12 protein-coding genes and 2 pseudogenes are annotated in these 17,260 nt (G+C 72.0%); 9 read left to right on the forward strand and 5 right to left on the reverse strand.

Annotated elements, in window-relative coordinates; genetic code table 11:
* The first annotated feature begins 2 nt into the window (after nt 1-2).
* Genes ACF09C_RS24320 through ACF09C_RS24340 form a run of 5 tightly spaced genes read left to right on the forward strand, consistent with a single transcriptional unit; the run spans nt 3 to nt 5,451 of the window.
* Nucleotides 3-1,739, forward strand: a complete 1,737-nt coding sequence (locus ACF09C_RS24320) for a lipid II flippase MurJ (RefSeq protein WP_392094370.1) — start codon at nt 3-5, stop codon at nt 1,737-1,739.
* The gene (locus tag ACF09C_RS24325) at nt 1,636-2,424 is read left to right on the forward strand and encodes a polysaccharide deacetylase family protein (protein ID WP_392094197.1); all 789 of its coding nucleotides are present in this window, start codon (nt 1,636-1,638) and stop codon (nt 2,422-2,424) included. Before ACF09C_RS24320 ends, ACF09C_RS24325 begins: the two co-directional genes overlap by 104 nt.
* A complete protein-coding gene (locus tag ACF09C_RS24330) occupies nt 2,421-3,554 on the forward strand; it encodes a glycosyltransferase (protein WP_392094198.1) in 1,134 nt (377 codons plus the stop codon). Before ACF09C_RS24325 ends, ACF09C_RS24330 begins: the two co-directional genes overlap by 4 nt.
* A gap of 26 nt (nt 3,555-3,580) precedes the next feature.
* Nucleotides 3,581-4,264, forward strand: coding sequence for a lipopolysaccharide biosynthesis protein (locus ACF09C_RS24335; protein WP_392094200.1), 684 nt, complete (start codon nt 3,581-3,583; stop codon nt 4,262-4,264).
* The gene (locus tag ACF09C_RS24340; protein ID WP_392094202.1) at nt 4,261-5,451 is read left to right on the forward strand and encodes a GNAT family N-acetyltransferase; all 1,191 of its coding nucleotides are present in this window, start codon (nt 4,261-4,263) and stop codon (nt 5,449-5,451) included. Before ACF09C_RS24335 ends, ACF09C_RS24340 begins: the two co-directional genes overlap by 4 nt.
* 711 nt (nt 5,452-6,162) lie before the next feature.
* Here ACF09C_RS24340 and ACF09C_RS24345 read toward each other — a convergent pair.
* Nucleotides 6,163-7,161 (reverse strand): annotated as a pseudogene (locus tag ACF09C_RS24345) (glycoside hydrolase family 26 protein); the annotation flags it as partial.
* Nucleotides 7,162-7,317: 156 nt separating this feature from the next.
* On the opposite strand from ACF09C_RS24345, the gene ACF09C_RS24350 reads away from it, so the two are divergent.
* Nucleotides 7,318-8,613 carry an ATP-grasp domain-containing protein gene (locus tag ACF09C_RS24350; RefSeq protein WP_392094203.1) on the forward strand — a complete coding sequence of 432 codons (1,296 nt, stop codon included), beginning with the start codon at nt 7,318-7,320 and terminating at the stop codon, nt 8,611-8,613.
* Entirely contained in the window at nt 8,610-9,884 is a 1,275-nt protein-coding gene (locus ACF09C_RS24355; RefSeq protein WP_392094204.1) for an FAD-dependent oxidoreductase, read from the forward strand. Before ACF09C_RS24350 ends, ACF09C_RS24355 begins: the two co-directional genes overlap by 4 nt.
* 58 nt (nt 9,885-9,942) lie before the next feature.
* On the opposite strand, the gene ACF09C_RS24360 is transcribed toward ACF09C_RS24355, so the two are convergent.
* On the reverse strand, nt 9,943-10,176 hold the full coding sequence (locus tag ACF09C_RS24360) for a chaplin (RefSeq protein WP_392094205.1): 234 nt from the start codon (nt 10,174-10,176) through the stop codon (nt 9,943-9,945).
* Between the two features lie 192 nt (nt 10,177-10,368).
* Nucleotides 10,369-10,572 (reverse strand): hypothetical protein, encoded by a 204-nt coding sequence (locus ACF09C_RS24365; protein ID WP_315896413.1) that lies wholly within the window; start codon nt 10,570-10,572, stop codon nt 10,369-10,371.
* A gap of 150 nt (nt 10,573-10,722) precedes the next feature.
* Here ACF09C_RS24365 and ACF09C_RS24370 point away from each other — a divergent pair, with 150 nt between their 5' ends.
* Nucleotides 10,723-11,760 (forward strand): LCP family protein, encoded by a 1,038-nt coding sequence (locus ACF09C_RS24370; protein WP_392094207.1) that lies wholly within the window; start codon nt 10,723-10,725, stop codon nt 11,758-11,760.
* A gap of 9 nt (nt 11,761-11,769) precedes the next feature.
* On the opposite strand, the pseudogene ACF09C_RS24375 reads toward ACF09C_RS24370, so the two are convergent.
* Nucleotides 11,770-13,817, reverse strand: a pseudogene (locus ACF09C_RS24375) (thioredoxin domain-containing protein).
* Nucleotides 13,818-14,420: 603 nt separating this feature from the next.
* On the opposite strand from ACF09C_RS24375, the gene ACF09C_RS24380 reads away from it, so the two are divergent.
* A complete protein-coding gene (locus tag ACF09C_RS24380) occupies nt 14,421-16,064 on the forward strand; it encodes a recombinase family protein (protein WP_392094209.1) in 1,644 nt (547 codons plus the stop codon).
* Nucleotides 16,065-16,197: 133 nt separating this feature from the next.
* Here the strand turns inward: ACF09C_RS24380 and ACF09C_RS24385 are convergent, their stop codons facing one another.
* Complete coding sequence (locus ACF09C_RS24385; protein ID WP_392094210.1) at nt 16,198-16,629, reverse strand: pyridoxamine 5'-phosphate oxidase family protein; 432 nt, start codon at nt 16,627-16,629, stop codon at nt 16,198-16,200.
* Between the last annotated feature and the right edge of the window lie 631 nt (nt 16,630-17,260).

The raw sequence follows: 17,260 nt of genomic DNA on the forward strand, positions 1-17,260 counted from the left end.
GCGTGGCCGCCGCCCCCGCCTCGACGACCGCTGCCGCGGTGTCGACCACCGCTCCCCCCGCGCCGTCGCGCCCGCCCGAGCGGGCCCGGCACGCCGCGCCGAAGGCCGCCGGGGGCGGCGGGTTCCTGCGGCGGGCCGCGGCCGTGACCGCGGGGCTGACGGCCGCCGGGGCCCTGCTCGGACTCGTACGGGACCAGAGCCTCGCGCACTACTTCGGCGCCGGGGCCGAGACCGACGCGTTCCTGGTCGCCTGGACCGTGCCCGAGTTCGCGTCGACGCTGCTCATCGAGGACGCGATGGCGCTCATCCTCGTGCCCGCGTTCAGCCGCGCCCTGACCCGCAGGGGCGGCGCCGTCCGTGCGCTCGTACGGTCCACGCTGCCCCGGCTCGTGCTCGCCATGTCCGCGCTCGCCGGGGTCCTGGTCCTCGCCGCGCCGCTGCTCGTGGCCGCGCTCGCGCCGGGCCTGCCCGACCCGCAGCTCGCGGTCGACTGCACCCGGCTGACCGCGACCTGTGTGCTGACCTTCGCGCTCGCCGGGTACTGCTCCGCCGCCCTGCGCGCCCACGGCTCGTTCCTGCCGCCGGCCGCCATCTACGTCGCGTACAACGTCGGCATCATCGGCACGATCGTGGTGCTCCGCGAACCCTTCGGCGTACGGGCGGCGGCGGCCGGCGTCGCCGTCGGCGGGGCGCTGATGGTGGCGGTCCAGGCGCCGTACCTGATCCGGGAGTTGCGCGGCCGGCAGGCGCTGCCGCGGGGCGAGCGCGCGGGCGGCGACGGACGGCTCCTGATGCTCGGGCTCATCGCCCCCGTCATCGCCTTCACGGTCTCCCGCCAGTCGCAGATCCTCATCGAGCGCTTCCTCGCCTCGCCGCTCCCCTCCGGGGCCATCTCGCATCTGAACTACGCGCAGAAGGTCGCGCAGATGCCGATGATCCTCTCGCTGATGCTGTGCACGGTCAGCTTCCCCGTCGTCGCCCGCGCCATGGCGGCGGGCGACACGGACGGCGCCCGGCGCCGCGTCGAGCGCGACCTGCTGCTCGCCGCCGTCGTCGTCCTCATCGGCACCTCGATCGTGATCGCCGCCGCCCCGCAGATCGTCGAAGTCCTCTTCCAGCGCGGCGCCTTCGACCGAGGCGACACCGACGCGACCGCCGCCGTGATGCGCGTGTACGCCCTCGGGCTGCTCGGCCAGACCACCGTCGGCACGCTGGTGCGCTGCTACTTCTCCGCGGCCCGCCCGCTCTGGTACCCGGCCGCCGCCATGGCCGCCGGGCTCGCCCTGACCGCCGTCGCCGGGGTCGTCTGCGCCGGGTGGTGGGGCGCCGTCGGCATCGCCGCCGCCAACGCCCTCGGGATCACCCTGACCGCGGTGCTCATGCTGCGCGGCGCGCACCGCCAGGCCATCCCGGTCCGGGTCCGCTACCTCGGCGAGGGCCTGCTGCGGCTCGCGACCGCCGCCGCCTGGGCCACCGCCGCGGGCTGGCTCGCCTCGGCCCTGATCGCCCACGCGGTGCTCTCCGTGACCGTAGCGAGCGGGGTCTGCGTCGCCGTCTTCCTGCTCTTCCTCGCCTGCGCCGCCCGTGCGCCGGACATCCCACCCCTCACCCGCACCGCATCACGAAGGCTCGCCCATGCCCGCTGCCACGGCGCCCCCCACCGCCGCGATCCGTCGACTGCTGCCCAGGACACCACCGTGGGTGGTGATGTACCACTCGATCGCCGACAACGCGGATGACCCGTACCGGGTGACCGTCTCGCCCGTGCGGTTCGCCCGGCAGCTGCACTGGCTGCGCGACCGGGGGCTGCGCGGGGTCTCCGTGCGCGAGCTGCTCGCCGCGCGCGCCGAGGGGCGCGCGAAGGGGCTCGTCGGGCTCACCTTCGACGACGGGTACGCCGACTTCGTCGACTCGGCGCTGCCGCTGCTGCGCCGGCACGGCTTCACCGCCACCGTGTACGTCCTGCCCGGCCGGATCGGCGGCGAGAACGCCTGGGACGGCGACGGGCCGCGCAAGCCGCTGCTGTCGGAGGACGGGATCCTGCGGGTGGCCCAGGCGGGCATGGAGATCGGTTCGCACGGCCTGCGGCACGTCTCGCTGCCCACCCTGGACGCGGCGGCCCTCACCCGGGAGACCGCGCGCAGCCGGGAGCTCCTGCGGGAGATCACGGGAACGCCGGTGGACGGCTTCTGCTACCCGTACGGAGACGTCGACGAGCGTGCGGTCAGGGCTGTACGGGAGGCCGGCTACCGGTACGGGTGCGCCATCGACCCCGGCCCGCTGACCTGCGCGCACGCGCTGCCCCGCGTCCACATCGGCGAACAGGACACCCCGTGGCGGCTCACCGCCAAGCGGCTGCTCCACCCGCTGCGCCGCCGCCACCCGGCCGATCTCGGGCGCGCCGCCCTCCAGGAGACGTCATGAAGGTCCTGCACATCATCACCGGTCTCGGCATCGGCGGCGCCGAGCAGCAGCTGCGGCTGATGCTGCGACACCTGCCGGTGGACAGCGAGGTCGTCACCCTCACCAACCCGGGCCCGGTGGCCCGCGGCATCGAGTCCGACGGGGTGCCGGTCACCCACCTCGGCATGGCCGGCAACCGGGACCTGGGCGCGCTGCCCCGGCTGGCGGGGATCGTCCGGCGGGGCGGGTACGACCTCGTCCACACGCACCTGTACCGGGCGTGCGTCTACGGCAGGCTCGCCGCACGGCTCGGCGGGGTCCGTACGGTCCTGGCGACCGAGCACTCCCTCGGCGACACGCAGATCGAGGGCCGCCCGCTCTCCGCCGGCACCCGCGCGCTCTACCTGGCGACCGAACGGCTCGGCACGACCACGGTCGCCGTCTCGCCGAGCGTCGCCCGCCGGCTGGCCGCCTGGGGGGTGCCGAGCGCCCGGATCGAGGTCGTGCCGAACGGCATCGACCGGGCGCGCTTCGGCTTCGACGCGGACGCGCGCCGCATGACACGGAAGCTGCTCGACCTGCCGGAGGACGCGTTCGTCGTCGGCGGGGTCGGCCGGCTCGCGCCCGGCAAGCGCTTCGACCGGCTCGTACGGGCGGTGGCCGAGCTGCCGGAGGCGCGGCTGCTGCTCGTCGGCGAGGGCCCCGAGCGCGCGCGGCTCACGGCGCTCGCCCGTGAGCTCGGGGCCGCCGACCGGGTGCTGCTCACGGGCGCCTGCGAGGACCCGCCGCCGGCGGACTCGGCCGGACCCGACCTGCCGTCGCTGCTCGCGGCGATGGACGTCGCCGTCTCCACATCCCCCGACGAGACCTTCGGCCTCGCGGTCGTCGAGGCGCTTGCCGCCGGTCTCCCGGCGCTGTACGTGGCCTGCCCGGCCGTCGACGACCTGGCGCCGGACGAGGCCCCGGGGGCCCGGCGCGTCGGCCGGTCCGTACCCGAACTCGTCTCCGCGCTGCGCGGCATCCGCGACGCGCGGCTCGCCCGGCTGCCGCAGCCCGCCGCCGCGCGCCGCTACGACATCGCGCACAGCGCACAGCAGTTGCTGTCCCTCTACGAACAGGCCGTCCACGGCACCCCTCCCCTCCCGAAGTGAGTCCACCGATGTCACCGAAGTCCCCGATGAGTCCCCCGAGTCCCCGCCGCGCCCGGTTCACCGCCGCCGCCCTGCGCACCCCCCGCCGCCTCCTGGTGCTGCCCGCGTCCGTACTGCTCGGCGCGGCCCTCGGCGCGGGCTACGGCGTCGTGAAGGCCCCGCAGTACGCGGCCACCAGCTATGTGATCGTGGTTCCGGGCGAGAAGTCCGACCCGGCCGCCGCGCTCGGCTTCGCCCAGGCGTACGGGCGGGTCGCCACCGACATCGCGGTGACCGGCGACGCGCAGGTGTGGGCGGGCGTCTCCGCGGCGACCCTGCGCGCGAGCGTGCAGGCGGCGACCTCCCCCGACGCGCCGATGATCTCCATCACCGCGCGCTCCGCCACCCCCGCCAAGGCCGTCTCCATGGCGGACGGCGTGGCCCGCGCCCTGGTCACCAACAGCACGCACGTGTCGGGCAGCACGGGCGTGAAGGTCGTGCAGTTCTCCCGCGCCACCAAGCCCGTGGCGCCCGTCTCACCGTCCGCCCCGCTCTCCGCGCTGGTCGGCGGCTGCGCGGGCGGCCTCCTCGGCGGCCTCGCCCTGCTCGTACGGCCGCAGCGCGCGGCGCGCACGGACGCCCGGCACTCCCGGCAGGCCACGGCCACGGCCGCCGTGCCCGGCCCGACGGCGGCCCAGCAGCAGCCGCAGCCGGAACGGGAGGCGGTGTGACGGGGGCCGGCGTCCCGGGCAGAGGGCTGCGGGCGGAGGTCTGTCGGGACGGCGCGGAGTTCGGGCGGCTCGCCGAGCGGTGGGCGTCGCTGTACGCCCGCTGCTCCACGGCCACCCCGTTCCAGTCGCACTCCTGGCTGCACTCCTGGTGGGTGTCGTACGGCACCCCGGGCGCGCTGCGGGTGGTGCTCGTACGCCGTGCGGACGGCGAACTGGTCGCGGCGGCGCCCCTGATGCGCGCCCGGGGTCCGCTCCCCGTCCTCACCCAGCTCGGCGGTGCGATCACCGACTTCACGGACGTGCTGCTCGACGACGCGTGCCCCGAGGCGGCGCCCGCGCTGGCCGGGGCGCTGGCCAGGGCGGCGCGGGGCGCGGTGATCGATCTGCGCGAGGTCCGGCCGGGGGCGGCGGCCGAGCAGGTCTTCGCCCGCTGGCGGGGGCCGAGGCGGCGACTGCCCGACTCGCTCTGCCTGGAGCTGCCCGCCGTGCCCATGGACGCCCTCCTGGAACGGATCCCGTCGAGCAGGGCCCAGCGGGTGCGGGCGAAGCTGCGGAAACTGGACGCGCTCGGCATCGACGAGCGGATCGTGCCCGAGGAGGAGGTGCCGGACGCGCTGGAGCGCCTGCTGAAGCTGCATCAGCTCCAGTGGCGGGGCCGGGGCGTGACCGTCGAGCACACCAGCGACCGGTTCGCCCAGCACCTGGCCCGGGCCGTGCGGCCGATGGTCGGGCACGGGGACGCGCGGGTGACGGAGTTCCGGCTCGACGGAGACGTCGTGGCGGCCGACCTCACGCTGATGTCGCCGCGCCTCGCGGGCGGCTATCTGTACGGCGTCGATCCCCTGCTGCGCGAGCGGAAGGTGGACGTGGCGACGATGCTGCTGCGGCACGGGGCCCGCGAGACCAGCGCGAGCGGGCGGGCGACGCTGAGCATGCTGCGCGGCACGGAGCCGTACAAGCAGCACTGGCGGCCGGAGACCGTGCGCAACCAGCGGCTGATGCTGGCCGGCGGCGGTACGGCCCCGCTGCTGTGGCTGCGCGCGGGCGCGGCGGACGGCAGGCGCTGGGCGGCCCGGCAGGCGCGGGAGCGGGCCTGGGTCGGGCAGGCGCTCGGGCGGCTGCGGGAGCGGCTGCCGGGACGGCTGTCGACACTGCTGCCGGGACGCGCCGACGGCGGCGGAGGATGATCTCCTCCGCCGCCGTGCGGGTGGGGGTGGACGTCAGAAGGGCCAGCTGTCGCTGTCCAGGACGTCCTCCCAGGCGTCGTTGACCTCCGCCTCGACCTCGTCCTTCCAGTTCATGTCGACCTTGGGGACGCAGACCTTGCCGCCGGTCCAGCTCTCCACCCACGAACCGAGGTTCAGGGTCCAGCAGGCCTCCTCGGGCGCGGGCTGAGGCTTGGGTTCCGGCTTGGGCTCGGGCTTGGGCTCAGGCTTCGGCTCGGGCTTGGGTTCCGGCTTCGGCTCGGGCTTGGGCTCGGGCTTGGGTTCCGGCTTCGGCTCGGGCTTGGGCTCGGGCTTGGGTTCCGGCTTGGGCTCGGGCTTGGGTTCCGGCTTCGGTTCCGGCTTCGGCTCGGGCTTCGGTTCCGGCTGCTCGGGCTTCGGTTCCGGCTGCTCGGGCTTCGGTTCCGGCTGCTCGGGCTTGGGCTCAGGCTGCTCGGGCTTCGGTTCCGGCTTGGGTACAGGGATCGTCGGAACCTCGGGCTCCGCGGGCACCTCGGGGACTTCCGGCACCTCGGGAACCTCAGGCACCTCCGGTACTTCGGGTGCCTCCGGGAACTCAGGCACCTCCGGGACCTCAGGCACCTCAGGCACCTCGGGCACCTCAGGCACCTCAGGTACCTCCGGCTCCTCTGGAACCTCAGGCACCTCCGGAACCTCGGGGACCTCCGGCTCCGCACCCGACAGCATCTGCCGGAAGACCTGCGACGAACGCGGGTTGTCGTCGCACTGCCAGACGCCGTGCGGGCAGTAGTCCGTGATCGTGTGGTACAGCGGCTGGTGTTCGGCCATCCATTCGAGCATGCGCCGCATGTACTCGGGATTGTCGCCGTTCCGGAAGAGACCCCATTCCGGGTACGAGATCTCCTTGCCGTGCTCGGCCGCGAAATCCACCTGCTTCTGCAGCCCGTACGGCTCGCTCACGTGCTGGTCGAAACTCGACCCCGGCGGCTGGTCGTACGAGTCCATTCCGATGATGTCGACCACGTCGTCACCCGGATAGCACTGCGTCCACGGAATGGCGTCCGTGCCCCGGCTCGGATTGAAGTCGAACCGGAACTGCTGCCCCGGTACGGAGCGCATCGCCGTGACGATCCGCGTCCAGTACTTCTTCCACGCCGTGGGATCCGGCGCGCACCGGTGGGTGTACGTCGTCCCGTTCATCTCCCAGCCGAGGACGATGACGGTGTCCGTGGCCTTCAGTGCGACGAGCCGCTCGGCCAGTTTCTTGAAGTGGTGGTCGTAGTACCCCGACGCGCCGAGCTGGAGCTGCCGGCGCACCTCGTAGTCGGAGACCCCGGCTTCGTTCCGCTCCAACATCGGTACGTTCAGGACGAACAGCCGGTCTGCCTGCTCGTTGCGCCACTTGGCCCAGGCGTCCAGGAAGCCCGGGGGGCTCTCGATGTTCGACCAGAGGTCGCCGGGGAGGTAGGTGTGGCCGACCCGGAGTTCCCGGCCGCCGAGCCAGCGCTCCAGCTGGCCGATCCGGTTGACGCCGTGCGGCCCCGATTCGAGGAACGCGCCCAGTGCGGTGGAGAGAGTCGGTTCGGGGTCTCGTGTCGTTACGGATTCGGCGGCGTGGGCGGGCGAGGACAGCACGACGGAACCTGAGGCGAGGAGACCTGCGGTGAACACCCCCAACCACACACTCGACACCTTCCGCTTCCGATTTGTCATGGCCGCTCCTTCGCACATCACGCCGCTTGATGGTCCGTCAGTCGGATTCTCAGAAAGTATTCCTAATAAGCCGACCGTGAACTCCGCGCCGATCTGATCAGTAGTCCATTGGTGTATTTCATCGCCCAGTTGGGGCACCCGAGACGAAGGAAAGCCGTGCCGAGTTTTGACACCCGTGTCCCCGCAGTCCTCGTGCGACTCGACCGGAATCCCTTCCACCACGGCACGCTCGGCGCCGCGCGCTCCCTGGGCAGAGCCGGTGTCCCGGTCCACGCGGTCCTGGAGTCCCGGACCAGCCCCGCCGCCCGCTCCCGCTACGTCCGGTCCGTCCACACCCGTCCCGCGCCCCGCTCCCCGTCCGCCCTCCCCGCCGCCCTGGCCGACCTCCTGCTCCGCCTCTCCGCCGACCTGGCGACCCCCGCGCTCCTGGTCCCCCTCGACGATCTGGGCGCCCTCGCCCTGGCCGAGCACCGCGCCGAGCTGGCGGACCGCTACCTGCTGCCCGACCAGTCGGCGGACCGGCTTGCCCGGGTGGCCGACAAGGCCGAGCTCGCCGAGACCTGCCGCGCCCTGTCGCTGCCCCACCCGCCGACCGAACTCCCGGAGAGCGCCGACGAGGCCGCGGCCATGGCGTGGACGCTCGGACTGCCCGTGGTCGCCAAGTGGAGCCGCCCCTGGCTGCTCCCGCCGGGCAGCGGGCTGCGCAGCACCTCGATCGTGCGGTCGCTCCCCGAGGTCCGGTCGCTGTACACCCGGACGCCCGAGGCGGGCAGCCGGCTGCTGCTCCAGCGCCTGCTGCCGCCGGGCCGCGAACTTGACTGGTTCTTCCACGGATACGCCGACGCCACCGGGCGCGTCGCGGCCGGGGCCGCCGGGCGCAAGGAGCGTTCGTGGCCGGAGGGGGCGGGGCTCACCGCGGTCGGGCGCTGGACGGCCAACCCGGCGGTCGAGCGGACGGCGCGCGAACTGCTCGCCGCGCTCGGCTACCGGGGCGTCTTCGACCTGGACTTCCGGCTCGACCGGGCGACGGGCGCGTACCACCTGCTCGACTTCAATCCGCGGCCCGGCGCGCAGTTCCGGCTCTTCGCCGACCCCGACGGGCTCGACGTCGTCCGCGCGATGCACCTGGACCTGACGGGCCGTACGGTCCCGGCGCACTCCCCCGCGTACGGCCGCCGGTTCGTGGTCGAGAACTACGCGGCGCTGTCCGTGCTCACCTCGCCCGGCCGTCGGCGCGCGGACGGCCCGCGCGGGCGGACGGAGACCGCCTGGTTCGCCGCCGACGACCTGGCGCCTGCGCTCGCGATGGCCGGGACCTGGCTCGTCCACGTCCTGCGCAAGGGCCTGGTGGCGCTGCGCCGGATTCTCGCGCCGGGCCCGCAACGGAAGGCGCCGGACGTGCCGTCGCAGCCGACGGCCCGCTCCGCCTCCGACCGCATGATCCGACGATGACAACGGAAGGCACCATGTACGACCTGGTGATTGTGGGAGCCGGACCCTACGGGCTCTCGGTGGCCGCCCACGCGGCGGCCCACGGCCTGAACTGCCGGACCTTCGGGCGCCCGATGGAGTCGTGGCACGCCATGCCCTCGGGGATGTTCCTGAAGTCCGAGCCCTGGGCCTCCCATCTCTCCGACCCGCGCGGCGCGTACGGGCTCGACGCCTACGCGACGACCCGGGGGGTCCGCGCCGAGCACGGCGTCCCGCTGCCGGTCGGCTTCTTCGCCGACTACGGCGACTGGTTCGCCCGCCAAGCGGTCCCGGCGCTCGACGAACGCCTGATCGCGTCGGTCGCCCCGCGCTCGGCCGGCTTCGAGGTGGTCGCGGAGGACGGCGAGACGCTCCGTACGCGGACGGTGGCGCTGGCCGTCGGTGTCCTGCCGTTCATGGAGATCCCCGGCCCGCTGCGCGGACTTCCGCGCGCGTACGTCACCCACAGCAGCCACCACGGCGAGCTCGACGGCTTCGCCGGGCGGGACGTCACCGTCGTCGGCGCCGGCCAGGCGGCCCTGGAGACGGCGGCGATCCTCACCGAACAGGGCGCCCGCGCCCGGATCCTGGCCCGCTCGGACCGACTGCACTGGAACACCCTCCCGCCGGCCCTCGACCGCGGCCTCTGGCCGTCGCTGCGCGCCCCGCACACGGGCCTCGGCTGCGGCTGGCACAACCGGCTGTACGCGGACACCCCCGGGCTCTTCCGGCGCCTGCCCGCGCCCACCCGTGAGCGGATCTTCGACTCGGCCCTCGGCCCCGCGGGCGCCTGGTGGCTGCGCGAACGGTTCGCCGCCGTGACCGACGTACGCCTCGGGACGCATGTCGTGGCGGCGGAGCCGACAGGCGACGAGCGGCTGCGGCTGGAGGTGTCGGGGCCCTCGGGTCGCGAGGTCCTGACCACCGACCACGTCGTCGCCGCGACCGGGTTCACCCCGAGCCTGGACCGGGCCGGGGTGCTCTCGCCCGCGCTCCGGGGTGCGCTGCGCACGGTGGGCGCCGGCGGGGCGCCCGAGGTGGGGGCGCGCTTCGAGTCGTCCTGGCCGGGCCTGTTCCTCGCGGGACTCCTCACGGCTCCTTCGTACGGTCCGTCGATGCGGTTCGTGTTCGGCGCGGGCTACACGGCCGGCCGGCTCGTGCGCGGGGTGCGGCAGCGGCTGCGGGCCACGGCCCGCGGCACGGTGACCCGTCCCCGTACCGGCGAGGAGCGGAAGCCGGCCGCGCGGGCATGACGAAGGGCCGGCCTCCGGAGCGTCGAAGGAAGCTCCGGAGGCCGGCCCTGGGGGTACGTCAGGCGTTGACGCAGGTGTTGAAGGCAGCCGGGTTCAGGGCGCCGATGACGTTCACGGAGTTGCCGCAGACGTTGATCGGCACGTGGACCGGGACCTGGACGAGGTTGCCCGAGAGGACACCCGGCGAGCCGATGGCCGCGCCGTACGCGTCGGCGTCCGCCATCGCGGGGGTGGCCGCACCCAGGGCCATGAACAGTCCGGCGACGACGACCGCGGCCTTCTTGCACTTCATTTTCTTAGGTCCTTTCCGCGGCGGACGGAATTTCGCGGATTTCGCGAATCGCCGGTGCAATGCAGCCCCCGGCCTCCGCCGCACACATCACAACGACCATGCCCGGAAAAGGAAACCGGCTTATCGCAGGCAGCGCCGCATTCACTCCATTGAGCCCCACCGGGGCGCGGACGGCGGAGGCTTCGGCGGGGGTCAGCGCGGCCAGACGGGCATCGCGACCAGCCGCTCCCACTCGCGGTCCGGCATGCCGGGGACGGTCCGCCCGGCCAGCGCCCACTGCTGGACCAGCGAGGAATAGACGGGGAAGGGCCCCCGGTCGACAGGTGGCGGGTCGGCCACATAACGGCTCTTCGGAATGAAGGCCATCCGCTCCCATTTCCCGGGATCGGCTGCCATCTTCCCTCCCCTCCACGGCGGTTCCCGCATCATTACACAGTGCCCGCAGGAGAGTGATTCGACCGGACCATGTCGCGTCGCGAACCTGTGTGCGACGACGTGCGACTTACGGTGCGGGGCAATCCGTCCCCGCACCTCGGTGGTGAGCCCGTGAAGACCGTCAGCTCCTCCCGTCCACGCCGGATCGCGCTCGTCTCGGCGCTCTTCGTCGTCCTCGGCTCCGGTGCGCTCGCCGGGGCCGCACCCGCCCTGCCGTCCCCGCCGGACGGTCTCAACATCCTGCTGGTCGGGGTGGACAGCCGGGCGGGGCTGACCGCCGACGAGCTGAAGCGGTTCAAGGCCGGCGGCAAGGGCTGCGACTGCACCGACGCGATGATGCTGGTGCACGTCTCCGCCGCGCGCGACCGGGTCAGCGTGGTCAGCATGCCCAGGGACTCGCTCACGAAGTTCCCCGATCCGCACGTCGACCAGCGGTCGGGCAGGAAGCACGGACCGCACCTGGCGAAGATCAACGCGGCCCACTCGGAAGGCGGACCCTCGTTCACGATCGAGGCCGTCGAGCGGATGACGGGAACACCCGTCCACCGGTACCTGGAGATCGACTTCCGGCACTTCGTCGACGGCGTCGACCGGGTCGACGGCGGGGTGCCGATCTGCACCAAGGACCCGCTCAAGGACCCGGTCACCGGGATCGACCTGGCCCCGGGGACGAAGCGGGTCCGGGGCGGCGAGGCGCTGCAGTACGTACGGTCACGGCGCGACGGGAAGATGGACTTCGGGCGCGTCCTGAAGCAGCAGAAGTTCGTGCTCAACACCTGGCGGACGGTCAGGAACAGCCTGCGCCACGACCCGGTCCGGCTGTGGCACATCGCCACCACCCTGCGGGCCGCAGCGCCGTCGGCGGAACGTTCCTTCTCCGTACCGGAGATGGTCCGGCTCGCCGCCCGCCTCGGCCACCTCCGTACGTCCGACATGGAGTTCGCGACCGTACCGATCAGCCACTTCAACCCCACCATCGAGGGCGTCGGATCCTCCCTCGCCGTGGACGAGGAGCACGCGGCAGAGGTGTTCGAGGCGCTGCGCTCCGACCGGCCGCTGCCGGCGGCCCGCCCCACCTCGACGAGCACCATCCCCCTGGGCCTGGGCGACTACCGGCCGACCGGAGGCACCTCTCTCGTCTGCCTCTAGCCGCAGGGTCTAGCGGGCGAGCGAGCGGGCCAGATCGGCCGGGTCCGTCGTCGGCGCGTCGCAGGTGAAGTGCCGGCAGACGTACGCGGCCGCGCCCCCGCCCACCAGCGGGCGGTCCTTGAGCAGCGGGAACTCCTCGCTGTCCGGGGCGCCGAAGGCGACCACGGCGCCGGGCGCCGGGCCGAGCAGCGCGGTGCGGTGCAGCGACCGGGCCAGGTCCTCGTCGCCGGGACCGCCGACCACCGCGATCTCGCGCGGCCCGTCGAGCAGGGCCTCCGCCGTGGCGAGCCCCCAGCCGATGAACCGGGGCGCGCGCGGACCGAGCGCCTTGACCACGCCGAGCGCGCCCTCGGCGGCGGTGCGGTGGGCCGCGGAACCGGTGTGCGCGGCGTACGACAGGAGGGCGCCCGCGGCGGCCGTCCAGCCGGACGGGGCCGCGTTGTCGGTGGGGTCCTGGGGGCGGCGGATCAGGGCCTCGGCGTCATGGGCGGTGTCGTAGAGCGCGCCGCCCTCGGCGACGAACTGGTCGAGCACGATGTCGAGGAGGAAGCCCGCGAACTCCAGCCAGACGCCCTCGCCGGTCACCCCCGCAAGAGCGAGGAAGCCCTCGGCGACATCGGCGTAGTCCTCCAGGACACCCGCGTTCGTCCCGGCGCGGCCGTCCTTGGAGGTGCGGGAGAGCCGGGCGCCCTCACCCATGTGGAGCCGTACGAGCAGGTCGGCGGCCTCGGTGGCGCGCTCGACGAGATCGGGCCGGTCGAAGAAGGCGCCGGTCTCGGCGAGCGCCGCGATCGCGAGGCCGTTCCAGGCGGCGACGATCTTGTCGTCGCGCCCCGGGCGCTCCCGCCCGTCGCGGGCGGCGAGCAGCCGCTCCTTGATCGAGAGGATCCTCTCCGCGTCGGCGACCCCCGCGTCCTGCGGGAGCTGGAGCACGGAGGCGCCCTCCTCGAAGGTGCCCTCGATCGTCACCCCGTAGTACCGCGCGGCGTACTCGCCGTCCTCCTCGCCGAGCACTGCGGTCAGCTGCGCCGGCGTCCAGACGTAGTACGCCCCTTCGACGTGCTTCCCGCTCCCGTCGTCACTGTCGGCGTCGAGCGCGGAGGCGAAACCGCCCTCGGGGGTGCGCAGTTCCCTGACCATGAAGTCGGCCGTCTCCAGCGCGACCCGCCGGGCCAGGTCGCTGCCGGTGGTCCGCCACAGATGGGCGTACACCCGGCAGAGCAGGGCGTTGTCGTAGAGCATCTTCTCGAAGTGCGGAACCACCCAGTCCCGATCCACGGAGTAGCGGGCGAAGCCGCCGGCGAGCTGGTCGTAGATCCCGCCCCTGGCCATCGCCTCGCACGTGTCGGCGGCCATCTGCAGCGCGCCCTCCGCTCCCGTACGGGCGTGGTGGCGGAGCAGGAACTCCAGCGCCATCGACGGCGGGAACTTGGGCGCACCGCCGAACCCGCCGCTGCGGCTGTCGTACTCGCGGACCAGGCCGAGCAGGGCCTGGGCCAGCTCCTCCTCGCCGGGCACACCGTCGCCGCCGTAGGCGAGCGAGCGGGACGACAGGTCCTTGACGATCTTCCCGGCGACCTCGCCGACCTCGTCGCGCCGCTCGGTCCAGGCCCGGGACACCCCGTCGAGGACGTCGCCGAAGGAGGGCATGCCGTGCCGGGCCTCGGGCGGGAAGTACGTACCGAAGTAGAAGGGCTCCGCGTCCGGGGTGAGGAAGACGGTCATCGGCCAGCCACCCTGGCCGGTCGCCGCCTGCACGGCCTCCATATAGACGGCGTCGACGTCGGGCCGCTCCTCGCGGTCGACCTTGACGGCGACGAAGTGCGCGTTGACCTGGGCCGCGGTCACCTCGTCCTCGAAGGACTCGTGGGCCATCACATGGCACCAGTGAATTCGTAGAAGCATAAGTGGCAGGACGCATAGCCCACACTCAAGAGGATGGGCACGTCCCGCCGCTTAGCTTCATTCATCGCCTCCTCTCCCCATGGCCACCAATCCACCGGATTGGAAGCGTGCTGGAGTAGGTAGGGCGACTGCTCGTTAGCCAGTCGGTTCATACCGGCATCGTCCCATGATCCGGACCGCCCGGCGCAGATTTCGGGCAGCCGGGCCGTCGCGGGGAAGAGTTCGCTGAGCGGCAGCCCAAGCACCCGCGCGGGGCCCGGCAGCTTCTCCTGTACTCCTGGTCAGAACCCGAGCTGCCCAGCTCCCATCGCACCACCGTCGAGTACCCGACCCCGACGCCTTGGGCCACGTCGGACTGCGGGATCTCGGCAGCTCGCCGCACCTAGCGCAACCGGAGTCGATCGAAGCGGCGGGTTGACACGAGGCCCTTTTGGGCTGAACCGAAGAAACCTCGGCGCGTTGACCTTTTTGCGGACCTGGGATAGCTTCAGTTTAGCGAAAAACGAGGGGATTCGCGCCCCTCACCTTCGCCACCGCGCCGATCCCGTCCGGGGTCCCCGGCGCGGCGGAAGGCAGGGGTCCGCCCGCCGTCGGCGTGCGCGCCCTCCCCTCAAAACGCCATCGGGGCCCGTGAGTTCGCACCTCCCCGACGCCAGACAGCCTGCAATCTGCTCCCTTTCGCGAGGGCGCGTGGTCACGCACAGCCACTCCGCGCTCCCGGCACGGCATCAACGGAGTGGCATAGGAGTAACCCCTTGAGCGCAACCAGTCACCAACACGCCATGTCCACCGTTCCACCCGACGAGACCGGGCCGGACGATCTTGAGCTGCGCGGCAGGCCCGCCGGGCTCGCTCCGCCGGAGGAGCTTGCCCGGCTGCACCCCGATACGCCGTTCTTGATCGCGTACTCCCGGATCTCGGACGACTGGCGCAAGCACAACAAGAAGAAGGCCGCCACATCCGCGTGGTCGGCGGGTAAGGGTGTGGCCAACCAGCACCGTCGCAACGACAGGAACGCGGCTCGCCACAATGCCGTGATCGTTCACCGGTACACCGACAACGACCTGTCGGCCTCGAAGCGCGACGTGGTCCGGCCAGACTTCCAGGCGATGCTCCGGGACCTCCGCCGGGGGCAGACCTCGGAGGGCTACCCGGTCCACGGGGTCATCTGCGTGGACCAGGACCGCGTGCAGCGCACGGACCGGGACTGGGAGGACTTTGTCGAGGCGATCACGCTCGACCCGAGCCGGCGGTTCTACACCCCGTCGGGCCCGATGGATCTCACCGAGGAAAGCGAGATCATCAAGACCGGCATCATGGCGGTGGTCAACAAGGCCGAGGCCATGAAGAAGAAGCGTCGAATCCGCGATTGGCACCAGGACCGAATACTCGACGGCTTGCCTCACAGCGGCCCGAGGCCGTTCGGCTGGGAGGAAGACCGGACGACGCTTCGGCGGGTCGAGTCAGACTTTCTCGCGTGGGCGATTGACGAGCGCATCAAGGGAAAAGCCATGAGTACCCTTTGCGCCGAATCGCGGCGGCGAGGATTGAAGGGCAGTCGCGGAGGCGATATCGTTCCGCAGACCCTCACACAGATGATGACCGCGCCGCGCGTGTGCGGATATCGCGCGAACCGCGGCGAACTCGTGCTGGATGACGACGACTCCCCGATCGTGGGAGTTTGGGAAACCGTGACCACGCCGGAGAAATGGCGTGCGGTGTGCGCCACCTTCGGACCGGGCAGCACTTACCTTGCCCGTGGCTCCGGCACGCCCAGGATCACCGGCATCCCGAAGACCATCAAGTACCTGGGTTCCACGCTCCTTCGCTGCCAGTACCGCATCCAGGAAGAGACCAACGGGACGGTCACGACGCGCGTCTGCAACGAGGCCATGGGCGGCTCGAAGACCACGAGCAAGCGGAGCCCGTACGTTTACACGTGCTCGACGTGCTCGCACAACTCGATCTCTGGCCCCATGGTCGACAAGCAGCTCCAGCGCCTGGTACTGGCGAAACTTAAGAAGGCCCAGGCAACTTTCGTTCCGGTCAAGATCGCATGGCCCCACGAACAGAAACTTCAGCAGAAGGCGGACAAGCTCGCCGAACTGGAAAAGAGGTGGCAGGAGGACGAAGTCCCCGCCGACATGTTCTATCGCTTGGCTATTCCGCTGGAGAAGGAAGTCAAGAACCTGCGTCGCGAGCGGGCCCAATTTGAACTGGCCGCAGACGTGCAGAACGAGGCACCTAACGACGTTGCCAAGAAGTGGCTTGCTGGCGAGTACGACCTTTCACAGAAGCGTCACGTGCTCTTCGAAATCTTCTCCGCCGTCCAGGTTCTTCCAGGGCAGAAGGGGAACAAGACGCCGAACCCTAAGCGGCTCATCCCTGTGTGGAAGTAGCAGTCCGGCGCTCGACAGCGGTCGAGCAGCATGGAGGAGGGGCGGGGCCGACACCCAGGGGCGGCCCCGCCCCTCATCCCATTGGGCGGCGAACAGCGGGCTGGTCCGCACCGCTGGACGCTCGGCTGATCGCTCAAGCTGCGGACGGCCGCCGGGCGGGCGGTGCCGTGTGGCCCATCGCCCGCGCGATCGAGATCCGGATGACCACCCGCTCCGGATCGGGGGCCGGCGTGCGGTTGTACCGCTGCCCGTAGCGCTCGACGGCGTCTTCGACGGCTGCGGCGTCCGTGCAGACCTCCGCGGTGCCTTCGAGGGTCGCCCACCGGCCACCCTCGACCTGGCAGATCGCGACTCGGGCGGGCCCATCGGCCGCGAGGATGTTGGCCACCTTCTTGCTGGACTTGCGTGTGATAACTCGGGCCACACCGGCGGCGGCGTCGAGGGTCACGCCGACGGGCACGACGTGGGGCCGGCCGTCCGGGCGGAGCGTGGTCAGGGTGCACAGGTGGTACTCGGACCAGAACTCGGCATAGCTGTCGGGTTGGCTTGATATCGCGTTTGGCATGACTTGAGCGTATAGCGGCTTTTACCGGGACTGCACCGAAGTGAGTATGGCCACAACCCGCCTGAACTGCGGTTTCTACGACCCGGAGTCGTAGACAAGCCCCCGGCCGGAAGGTTACGGATCAGCAACAGGATGGCTCCATGATCGCGCACCTTGGCGCGCCCGGACCGTCCACCAAACGCGCAGCTCAACGCCTTGAGCGAATGAGTCATGGGGTGATTTAACACGGTTTGCCACTCCATGATCACCCGTGAGGCATTCAAGTCGATCATGGTTTTCAGCCATGGCTTGGCTGGGACGTCACGTAATGTCCATGGAGGTCCCCGGAAGCTCCATTGAGCCTCGTCACCTGCTGCGATGCGCTCTGGAGGGTCAGGCTGTGCGCCTGACCAGTAGCCGCGGGACGTACGGGTGGGCGGCGCTGCCGCCGCCGGCCTCGGGGGACCTGAACAGCGTCTTCACGAGGTGCGGTGTCGCCCGGCTCGGGGGGAGCCATCACTCGCATGTCGGAAGGTATTACTCACATGTGGTCAGGGAAGGGCCGCCTTCGAGCGACGGGCCTTGGCGAGGTGCCAGCGAAGGGCAGAGCGGGCCGGGGCTGGGGTCTCGGCCGCTGGCTTCCGGCGGCGAG

This window comes from Streptomyces sp. NPDC014870, assembly GCF_043081505.1.
Lineage (GTDB): Bacteria > Actinomycetota > Actinomycetes > Streptomycetales > Streptomycetaceae > Streptomyces.

What these genes read in the sequence shown, in the direction of transcription:
- ACF09C_RS24360 (WP_392094205.1), bottom strand. Translation starts at nt 10,176, where the DNA reads ATGAAGTGCAAGAAGGCCGCGGTCGTCGTCGCCGGACTGTTCATGGCC.
- ACF09C_RS24330 (WP_392094198.1), top strand. Translation starts at nt 2,421, where the DNA reads ATGAAGGTCCTGCACATCATCACCGGTCTCGGCATCGGCGGCGCCGAG.
- ACF09C_RS24325 (WP_392094197.1), top strand. Translation starts at nt 1,636, where the DNA reads ATGCCCGCTGCCACGGCGCCCCCCACCGCCGCGATCCGTCGACTGCTG.
- ACF09C_RS24355 (WP_392094204.1), top strand. Translation starts at nt 8,610, where the DNA reads ATGACAACGGAAGGCACCATGTACGACCTGGTGATTGTGGGAGCCGGA.
- ACF09C_RS24365 (WP_315896413.1), bottom strand. Translation starts at nt 10,572, where the DNA reads ATGGCAGCCGATCCCGGGAAATGGGAGCGGATGGCCTTCATTCCGAAG.
- ACF09C_RS24385 (WP_392094210.1), bottom strand. Translation starts at nt 16,629, where the DNA reads ATGCCAAACGCGATATCAAGCCAACCCGACAGCTATGCCGAGTTCTGG.
- ACF09C_RS24335 (WP_392094200.1), top strand. Translation starts at nt 3,581, where the DNA reads ATGAGTCCCCCGAGTCCCCGCCGCGCCCGGTTCACCGCCGCCGCCCTG.